9 protein-coding genes are annotated in these 8,763 nt (G+C 71.0%); 4 read left to right on the top strand and 5 right to left on the bottom strand.

What is annotated here, in order from left to right:
• Nucleotides 1-144: 144 nt before the first annotated feature.
• The 5 genes from ACIA3K_RS30590 to rfbA all read right to left on the bottom strand — a co-directional run bounded on the left by ACIA3K_RS30590 (nt 145) and on the right by rfbA (nt 4,680).
• Nucleotides 145-1,284, bottom strand: a complete 1,140-nt coding sequence (locus ACIA3K_RS30590) for an oxalate decarboxylase family bicupin (protein ID WP_396805176.1) — start codon at nt 1,282-1,284, stop codon at nt 145-147.
• Nucleotides 1,285-1,483: 199 nt separating this feature from the next.
• Nucleotides 1,484-1,678: a hypothetical protein gene (locus ACIA3K_RS30585; RefSeq protein WP_396805174.1), complete on the bottom strand. Its 195-nt coding sequence runs from the start codon at nt 1,676-1,678 to the stop codon at nt 1,484-1,486.
• A 67-nt stretch (nt 1,679-1,745) separates the two neighbouring features.
• Complete coding sequence (pafA, locus tag ACIA3K_RS30580; RefSeq protein WP_234581936.1) at nt 1,746-3,104, bottom strand: Pup--protein ligase; 1,359 nt, start codon at nt 3,102-3,104, stop codon at nt 1,746-1,748.
• Between the two features lie 68 nt (nt 3,105-3,172).
• On the bottom strand, nt 3,173-3,796 hold the full coding sequence (gene rfbC / locus ACIA3K_RS30575; RefSeq protein WP_396805172.1) for a dTDP-4-dehydrorhamnose 3,5-epimerase: 624 nt from the start codon (nt 3,794-3,796) through the stop codon (nt 3,173-3,175).
• Nucleotides 3,793-4,680, bottom strand: a complete 888-nt coding sequence (rfbA, locus tag ACIA3K_RS30570; protein WP_396805170.1) for a glucose-1-phosphate thymidylyltransferase RfbA — start codon at nt 4,678-4,680, stop codon at nt 3,793-3,795. Before rfbA ends, rfbC begins: the two co-directional genes overlap by 4 nt.
• 89 nt (nt 4,681-4,769) lie before the next feature.
• Here rfbA and rfbB point away from each other — a divergent pair, with 89 nt between their 5' ends.
• The 4 genes from rfbB (at nt 4,770) to ACIA3K_RS30550 (ending at nt 8,316) form a co-directional block, all read left to right on the top strand.
• Nucleotides 4,770-5,771 carry a dTDP-glucose 4,6-dehydratase gene (gene rfbB, locus ACIA3K_RS30565; protein ID WP_396805168.1) on the top strand — a complete coding sequence of 334 codons (1,002 nt, stop codon included), beginning with the start codon at nt 4,770-4,772 and terminating at the stop codon, nt 5,769-5,771.
• A gap of 169 nt (nt 5,772-5,940) precedes the next feature.
• On the top strand, nt 5,941-6,312 hold the full coding sequence (locus ACIA3K_RS30560; RefSeq protein WP_007459918.1) for a DUF2304 domain-containing protein: 372 nt from the start codon (nt 5,941-5,943) through the stop codon (nt 6,310-6,312).
• On the top strand, nt 6,305-7,006 hold the full coding sequence (locus tag ACIA3K_RS30555; RefSeq protein ID WP_355233519.1) for a glycosyltransferase family 2 protein: 702 nt from the start codon (nt 6,305-6,307) through the stop codon (nt 7,004-7,006). The genes ACIA3K_RS30560 and ACIA3K_RS30555 overlap by 8 nt, the downstream gene beginning before the upstream one ends.
• Nucleotides 7,003-8,316 carry a polysaccharide biosynthesis protein gene (locus ACIA3K_RS30550; protein WP_396805166.1) on the top strand — a complete coding sequence of 438 codons (1,314 nt, stop codon included), beginning with the start codon at nt 7,003-7,005 and terminating at the stop codon, nt 8,314-8,316. The genes ACIA3K_RS30555 and ACIA3K_RS30550 overlap by 4 nt, the downstream gene beginning before the upstream one ends.
• Nucleotides 8,317-8,763 lie beyond the last annotated feature (447 nt).

The following is an 8,763-nucleotide window of genomic DNA, read 5'->3' as shown; positions in this document are numbered from 1 at the left end:
CAACTCAACGGCCGCCCCCGCCAGACCCTGGGATGGGACACTCCCGCAGAAGCCCTTGATCGGCTACTGCTTGCACCGACACCCTGAACCCGCCGGCGCGATTTTGACGCAAATCTCTTGATCACCGGGACCAATCGGGTGGGGTCAGCGGACTACGGGGCGTTGGTCTCGGGGTAGGGCCTCGATGAGTTCTCTCGGCAGGTTCAGGGTGTCGGCGCTGACCTCGGGCGGAGTGTTCGCCATCCACTGGGTCACCGAGACGGACTCGAACCGGGGCTTACGGAACATCTCCAGGAACACCAGCGGCTCGGTGCCGAGGTTCTCGATGTAGTGGCCGTAGGCGAACGGCACGTACCCGACGTCACCGGCGCGCATGTCGAAGGTGCCGGCCACGCCCTGACTGGCGAACACGCCCATCCGCCCGTGGCCGGACAGGTAGTACTGCCACTCGTCGTCGGTGGGGTGCCAGTGCAGCTCGCGCATCCCGCCCGGATCCACCTCGACCAGCGCGGCGCAGATCGTGGTGGCGGCGGCGAACTGGGTGACGTCGGCGATGCGGACCTGCCCGCCCGGGAACCGCTGCGGCTTCTGCGCGAGCAGCCGGTGGCTGAGGGTGCGGGGCACGTCCCCGGTCGGGCTGACGACCCGGTCCTGGTCCAGCGGCGGCGGCACCTGGCCGGCGAAGATGTACTTCTCCCGCTCGGGGATCGAGTCGAGCTGATCGAGCCGCCACCCGAAGTTCTTGGCCAGCACGTCCTTCGGGGTGTGCGCGAAGAAGTCGCTGATCAGGAACGTGCCGTTCTCGGTGAACGCGCCGTCGTCGAAGACCAGCAGGAACTCCACCCCCTCGTCCAGCGCCTGGATGTGGTGCGGCACCCCCTGCGGAAAGAACCACAGGTCACCGGCGCGTACGTCGTCGAGGAAGTTGCGGCCCTCCTGGTCGACGGCGCTGATCCGGGCGCTGCCACGGGACACGTACGCCCACTCGGACTGCTTGTGCCAGTGCATCTCCCGGTACCCGCCCGGCTCCAGCGCCATGTCCACGCCGCTGAGCTCGGTGGCGATGGGCAACTCCCGGACGGTCACCTCCCGGGTCCATCCGCCGCGCTGCACCCGGGTGTGCGCGTCCGAGAAGGAGAACCGCAGGTTCGGCAGCGTGCCCGCGTCCGTGCTCGGTGGGGTCAACAGGTCGGGGTTCTGCCGGTCGCGGACCACGTCGCGTGGCCCGGGGTCCACCCAGCCCCCACCGTCGCGTTCCGGCTGGGGCACCGTCGGGTCGTTCATGATCGCCTCCCGCGTGGTCGCGTCCTGGCGTCGCCGGCACGCTGGGCGGCAGGACGGCCCGCGATGGCGACGGCCAGCGGTTACCCGGCGGGGCGACCCGGCCGGGCCAACCCCTGGCCCCGACGGGTCAGCACGCCGGACAGCGGGCGACGGCGGGGCAGGGATCACCGGACACCGCGCGCTACCGCGCGGGGCGGGATCAGGAGAGGAAGATCAGGGCGAGCCAGCCGCCCACGATGAGCGCCAGCGCCACGGCCAGCACCCAGGTCGGCACGGTGTACTCACCGCGCCGGTTGCGATCGATCTCGGCGCGGATCTTTTCCCGCCGGCGCTCGACCCAGTTCAGTCGGGCGCCGCCGCGCTCGGAGGGGTCGGATGGTCCAGAAGTCGTCATGGCGCGCTCAGCCTACCGGTTGCGCCGGCCCCGTCGGCGTACACCACCGTCGGGGCCGGCGGACCCGTCACATGCTGGCGATCAGCCGCTCCACCCGCTCGTCGTACGCCCGGAACGGGTCCTTGCAGAGCACGGTGCGCTGCGCCTGGTCGTTGAGCTTCAGGTGCACCCAGTCGACGGTGAAGTCGCGCCGCTTCTCCTGGGCGTGCCGGATGAACTCGCCGCGCAGCCGCGCCCGGGTGGTCTGCGGCGGGGTCTCCTTGGCCTCGAAGATCTCCGGGTCGGTGGCGACCCGGTCCACCTCGCCGCGGCGCTCCAACAGCCCGTAGAGGCCCCGGCCACGGCGCACGTCGTGGTACGCCAGGTCCATCTGCGCCACCCGGGGGTGCGACAGCGGCAGGTCGTGCTTGCGCTGGTACCGCTCGATCAGCCGCAGCTTGCTGACCCAGTCGATCTCCCGCGAGACCGGCTCCAGGTCACCGCTCTCCACCGCGTTGAGCACCCGGCCCCACAGCTCGACCACCCGCTTGGCGGCCTGGTCGCCGCCGCGCCGCTCGACGAACTCGGTGGCCTTGGCCAGGTACTCCTGCTGGATGTCCAGCGCGCTCACCTCCTTGCCGGAGGCGAGGCGCACCTTGCGGCGGCCGGTGATGTCGTGCGACACCTCGCGGATCGCCCGGATCGGGTTCTCCAGCGACAGGTCCCGCATGACCACGCCGGCCTCGATCATCCGCAGCACGATGTCGGCCGTGCCGACCTTGAGCAGCGTGGTGACCTCGTTCATGTTCGAGTCACCGACGATGACGTGCAGGCGCCGGTAGCGCTCGGCGTCGGCGTGCGGCTCGTCGCGCGTGTTGATGATCGGGCGGCTGCGGGTGGTCGCCGACGAGACACCCTCCCAGATGTGCTCGGCCCGCTGCGAGAGGCAGTAGACCGCGCCGCGCGGGGTCTGCAGCACCTTGCCGGCCCCGCAGATCAACTGCCGGGTCACCAGGAACGGGATGAGCACGTCGGCGAGCCGGCCGAACTCCCCGTGCCGGGAGACCAGGTAGTTCTCGTGGCAGCCGTACGAGTTGCCGGCCGAGTCGGTGTTGTTCTTGAACAGGTAGATCTCACCCGCGATGCCCTCGTCGTGCAGCCGCTTCTCCGCGTCGACGAGCAGCCCTTCCAGGATCCGCTCGCCGGCCCGGTCGTGGGCCACCAGGTCGGTCACCGAGTCGCACTCCGGTGTCGCGTACTCCGGGTGTGACCCGACGTCCAGGTAGAGACGGGCCCCATTGCGCAGGAACACGTTGCTCGACCGACCCCAGGACACGACGCGCCGGAACAGATACCGCGCGACCTCGTCCGGGGACAGCCTCCGCTGCCCGCGATAGGTGCAGGTGACGCCGTACTCGGTCTCGAGGCCGAAGATTCGCCGCTCCATGATGAGACATTAGCCGCCCGGAGGCCCGGTTCGTCACTGTCACACCACAGGTCGTGCCCGTGGGATGGTCACATACCGGCTGAGTGCGACATTCCGTCCGGTCCGATGCTGGCCACGAACCGCCGGCAGGCGTCGTACTCCGGAAGCAGGCCGCTCTCGCGGGCCTGCGCGAGGGTCGGCGCGGCGTCGTCGCGCGCGGACAGCAGTGGCGTGTCGGCGGGCCACTCGATGCCCAGTTCCTCGTCGAGCGGGTGCACCGCGTGCTCGCCGGTCGGGTTGTACGTGGCCGAACAGACGTAGCTCAGCGTCGCGTCGTCGGTCAGCGCGCAGAACCCGTGCCCCAGCCCTTCGCTGAGGTAGACGGCCCGCCGGTCGGTGTCGTCCAACCGGACGCCCTCCCAGCGGCCGAAGGTCGGTGAGCCGACCCGCAGGTCGACGATCACGTCGAGGACCGCTCCGCGCACGCAGGTCACGTACTTCGCCTGGCCGGGAGGTACGTCGGCGAAGTGGATGCCGCGCACCACGCCGCGCGCGGAGACCGACAGGTTGGCCTGGGCGAGGCGCAGCGGGTGCCCGACCGCCTCGGCGAGCTTGTCGAAGCGGTACCACTCCATGAACATGCCGCGCGGGTCGCCGTGCTGCTGAGGGCTGATCTCCCAGGCGCCCTCGATGCTCAGCTCGCGGATCTTCACCGGCCCACGCGCCCCTCGTTCTTCTCGGCCAGCAGTCCGAACAGGTACTCGCCGTACCCGCTCTTGACCAGTGGCTCGGCGAGCGCGCGCAGCTGGTCGTCGTCGATGAGCCCGGCCCGCCAGGCCACCTCCTCGACGCAACCGATCTTGAGGCCCTGCCTCTCCTCGATGACCCGGACGAACTCGCCGGCCTGCATCATCGAGGCGTGCGTGCCGGTGTCCAGCCAGGCGGTACCCCGGTCGAGCAGGGTGACAGACAGCTCCCCGGTCTCCCGGTACACCTCGTTGACCGCCGTGATCTCCAGCTCGCCCCGGGCGCTGGGGGTGAGCTTGCCGGCGATGTCGACCACCCGGTTGTCGTAGAAGTACAGTCCGGGCACCGCGTAGCGGGACTTCGGCCGGGCCGGCTTCTCCTCGATCGAGAGCACCCGCCCTTCCGCGTCGAACTCCACCACGCCGTACTCCTGCGGGTTGGCCACCGGGTAGGCGAACATCCGGCCGCCGACAACCTCGCTGTGGGCGGCGAGCTGCCGACCCAGGCCGACGCCGTGGAAGATGTTGTCACCGAGGATCAGGGCCACCGACTCGGCACCGATGAAGTCCGCGCCCAGCAGGAACGCCTGGGCGATGCCCTCCGGACGGTCCTGGGTCGCGTACTCCAGCCGCAGCCCGAACTGGCTGCCGTCGCCGAGCAATCGGCGGAACTGGTCCTGGTCCTCCGGTGTGGTGATCACCAGGATCTCCCGCACCCCGGAAATCATCAGGGTGGAGAGAGGGTAATAGATCATCGGCTTGTCGAAGACCGGCAGCAGCTGCTTGGACACTGCCCGGGTGATCGGCCAGAGCCGGGAACCGGTACCGCCGGCGAGTAGAATTCCGCGCACCTGGGGAGCTTAGCCGCAACCAGCCCGCCGGCATGTCGCAGGTCACCGCCGACATGCCCGCGCACGCCTTCGCGTACACTCCTGGACCCGTGAGGATCCTCGTCACCGGCGGTGCCGGATTCATCGGTTCGGAGTACGTCCGCATGCTGCTCGGCGTGCCCGGTGGCACGGCCGCGGGGGTGCCTGCGCTCGACCCGGCCGGCGTGACCGTGCTCGACAAGCTCACCTACTCGGGCAACCTGGCGAACCTGGACCCGGTGCGCGACGACCCGCGGCTGCGGTTCGTGCAGGGCGACATCTGTGACCCGACCGTCGTCGACGAGGTGGTCGCCGGGCACGACGTGATCGTGCACTTCGCGGCGGAATCGCACGTCGACCGCTCGATCGCCGGCGCCGCGCCGTTCGTCACCACCAACGTGCTCGGCACGCAGACCCTGCTCGACGCCGCGCTGCGCCACGGCACCGGCCGTTTCGTGCACGTCTCCACCGACGAGGTGTACGGCTCGATCGACGAGGGCTCCTGGACGGAGACCTGGCCGCTCGCCCCCAACTCGCCGTACTCGGCCTCGAAGGCCGGCTCCGACCTGCTCGCGCTGGCCTACCACCGCACCCACGGCATGGACGTGGTGGTCACCCGCTGCTCCAACAACTACGGGCCGTACCAGTTCCCCGAGAAGGTCATCCCGCTCTTCGTCTCCAACCTGCTCGACGGTGGCACCGTCCCGCTCTACGGCGACGGCGGCAACATCCGCGACTGGCTGCACGTGCACGACCACTGCCGGGGCATCGCGATGGTCCAGCAGAAGGGCCGCGCCGGCGAGGTCTACAACATCGGCGGCGGCACCGAGCTCACCAACAAGGAGCTGACCGGCCTGCTGCTGGAGGCCTGCGGCGCCGGCTGGGACCGGGTCGTCCCGGTCGCCGACCGCAAGGGCCACGACCGCCGCTACTCGCTCGACATCACCAAGATCAACCAAGAGCTGGGGTACGCCCCGAGCATCGACCTCACCGACGGTCTGGCGCAGACCGTGCGGTGGTACCGCGACAACCGCGCCTGGTGGGAGCCGCTCAAGGCGGCGCCGACCGCATGAGGAGGGCGAACACCCCCGTTCGGTCCCCCCGTTCCGCCCCCCGACCGGCGTACAGTCTGCTAGGGAACGGCCGTTGGGCCGCCGCCGGTGTGCCACCCCTTCAGGGCGCGCGCACCACCCTGGCCGCCACGTACGCCTCCGCCGCTCCCCCCGCCCCGTGGAAGGTCGCATGAAGCTCACCCTCGTCACCGGCCTGACCGGCCTGATACTGCTGGCCACGATCGTCGAGCTGCTGCGCCGCCGGCAGCTCCGCGAGAAGTACGGCATGCTCTGGCTCTGCGTCCTGGTGATCGTCATTCCGCTGTCGCTCTTCCCCCGCCTGCTGGACAACGTCGCCGAACTGCTCGGCGTCCAGTCCGGCGTGAGCCTCGTGCTCTTCCTCGGCATCGTCTTCCTGCTGCTGGTCTGCGTGCACCTCAGCTGGGAGGTCAGCGCCCTGGAGGAAGAGACCCGGACCCTGGCAGAAGACTTCGCCCTGCTCCGCGCCGAGATCGACGCGGACCGGGCGGCCCGAGACGAACTGGTGTCGCACGATGGTTAATGGCAAGCGGGTCCTGATCATCATCCCCGCGCTCAACGAGTCCGGCTCCATCGCCGACGTCGTGGGCGAGGTCCGCGGCGAGCTTCCCGGCGTCGACGTGCTCGTCGTCGACGACGGCTCCACCGACCGCACCGCCGCCGTCGCCGCCGCCGCCGGCGCCCGGGTCGCCAAGCTGCCGTACAACCTCGGCGTCGGCGGCGCCATGCGCCTCGGCTACCGGTACGCCCGCGACCACGACTACGACGTGGCCATCCAGATCGACGCGGACGGCCAGCACGACCCCCGGTACGTGCCGAAGCTCGTCGACCTGCTCGACGACACCGACCTGGTGATCGGCGCCCGCTTCGCCGGCGAGGGCGACTACAACGTCCGCGGCCCCCGCCGCTGGGCCATGGTCATGCTCTCCGGCGTCCTCTCCCGCGTCGCCCGCACCAAGCTCACCGACACCACCTCCGGGTTCCGGGCCGCCAACCGCCGCGTGATCGACATGTTCGCCACCTGGTACCCGGTCGAATACCTGGGCGACACGGTCGAGACGCTCGTGCACACCGCCCGGCGGGGTTACACCATCCGCCAGGTGCCGGTGGCCATGCGCAAGCGGATGGCGGGCACCCCCAGCCACTCCCCGGCCAAGGCCATGATCTACCTCGGTCGGGCCTTCGCCGTCCTCACGTTGGCGCTCATTCGCCGGTGATCCGGCGGCTGCTGAGTCTGGTCCCACCGGGCACCGTCGCCGTCGGCGCCGGCCTGGCCCTGCTGGGGCTCGCCTCCTACGTCCACCTGGCCGTCGCCGGGCACAGCCTCACCGAGGCCGACTACTCGTCGCTCGCGGCGCTCTGGACGATCGTCTTCACCCTCGGCATCGGCCTGTTCATGCCCGTCGAACAGGAGGTCGCCCGTCTCGTCGCCGGTCGGCACAGCCAGGGCCTCACCCCCGGGCCCGTACTGGCCCGGGGGGCCGCCCTGGCCCTCGGCCTGCTCGTCGCGGTCGTCGCGCTGATCATCGTCGCGCGGGCACCGCTCGCCGACCGGCTCTTCGCCGGCGACAACCGGATGGTCGCCGTCCTGATCGGGTCGCTCGCCGCGCTCGCCGTCGCGCACACCACCCGCGGCGTGCTCTCCGGCCTGCAACTGTTCCCCTGGTACGGCACCCAGCTCGGCGTCGACGGCGGCCTGCGCATCGCCCTCGTCGCCCTGCTCGGCCTGACCGGCGTCACCTCCCCCGTCTGGTTCGGCGCGGTGCTGATCGCCGCGCCCCTGATCGGCGTGGCGGTCACCGCCCCACCCGTGCTCCGGGCCGTCGGCGGCGGCGTCCCCGTCGCCTGGGCCGCGTTCCTGCGCGGCCTCGGCCTGCTCATCACGTCCAGCCTGCTCTCCCAGGTCGTCGTCAACATCGGCGTGATCAACGTGAAGGTGCTGGACCCCTCCGACGTGGCCACCGCCGGCGCGCTGCTCTCCGCGCTGGTGCTCGTCCGGATCCCGCTGTTCGTCTTCGCCTCGCTCCAGGCGTCCCTGCTACCCGGCCTCGCCACCTCCGCCGCGACCGGCGACCGCACCGCCTTCAACGGGCTGCTGCGGCGGGCCCTGGGCATCGTCACCGCGCTCGGCGTCACCGGCGCCGTGCTCGCCGTCCTGCTCGGCCCGTGGCTGGTGCAGACCCTCTTCGACGCGCCGGACGTCCTCGGCCACGGTGACTTCGCCTGGCTCGCCGCGGCCACCCTCGCCTACCTCTGGGCGATGGTCCTCGGTCAGGCGCTGCTCGCCCTCGACCGGCACCGGGCCCAGGCCGTCGCCTGGGCCGTCGGGGTGGCCGCGCTGGTCGCCGCCACCCTCGCACCCGTGGCCACCGCGCTGCGCGTCGAACTCGGCTACGCCATCGGCTCCGTCGTGGTCGCCGCCACCATGGCCGCCCTCCTGCGCGGCACCCGCACCGGCGGCCCGGCGATCACGCACACCACCACCGCCCGCGAGTCGGTCGCACCCGGGGTAACCAGCACCCCCTGACCGAGGTCGTGGAGCTGATCGCCCCTGCAGGGACCGATCAGCTCGACGGTCTTTCATACCGCCGTGTTCAGGTCGGTGGAGCTACCGGTCTGCCTTCCGGTCGTAACGCGCCATCATGGTGCGGACGGCGTCGTCCACCACCGTGATCACGCGCTTCGGTGTCACCGTCCACCCCGGTGCGGCCACAGGTCCCAAACGTCTCCTCTGACTCGACACGCAGGCGACCCGGGCGAGAACTCCCGTCGATCTTGCACTTTCTGTCGTGACCAATGCCCGCAAAAGGCGCATTAAGGCAGCCGAAAGTGCAAGATCGGCGAGGCGGACAGCGCGCGGGGTGGGGTGGGGCGGGGCGGGGCGTCGAACGGGAGCGGGGGGGGGGGGGGGGGGCGGGGGGCCCCCGCCCCCCCCCCCCCCCGGGGGGTGTGGAGCGCGGGGGGGGGGGGCCGC

Origin of the sequence: Micromonospora sp. NPDC051543, from assembly GCF_044454415.1 — a bacterium.
In the GTDB taxonomy this organism is placed as follows: Bacteria; Actinomycetota; Actinomycetes; order Mycobacteriales; family Micromonosporaceae; genus Micromonospora.
This window is presented reverse-complemented; position numbering and strand designations above follow the sequence as displayed.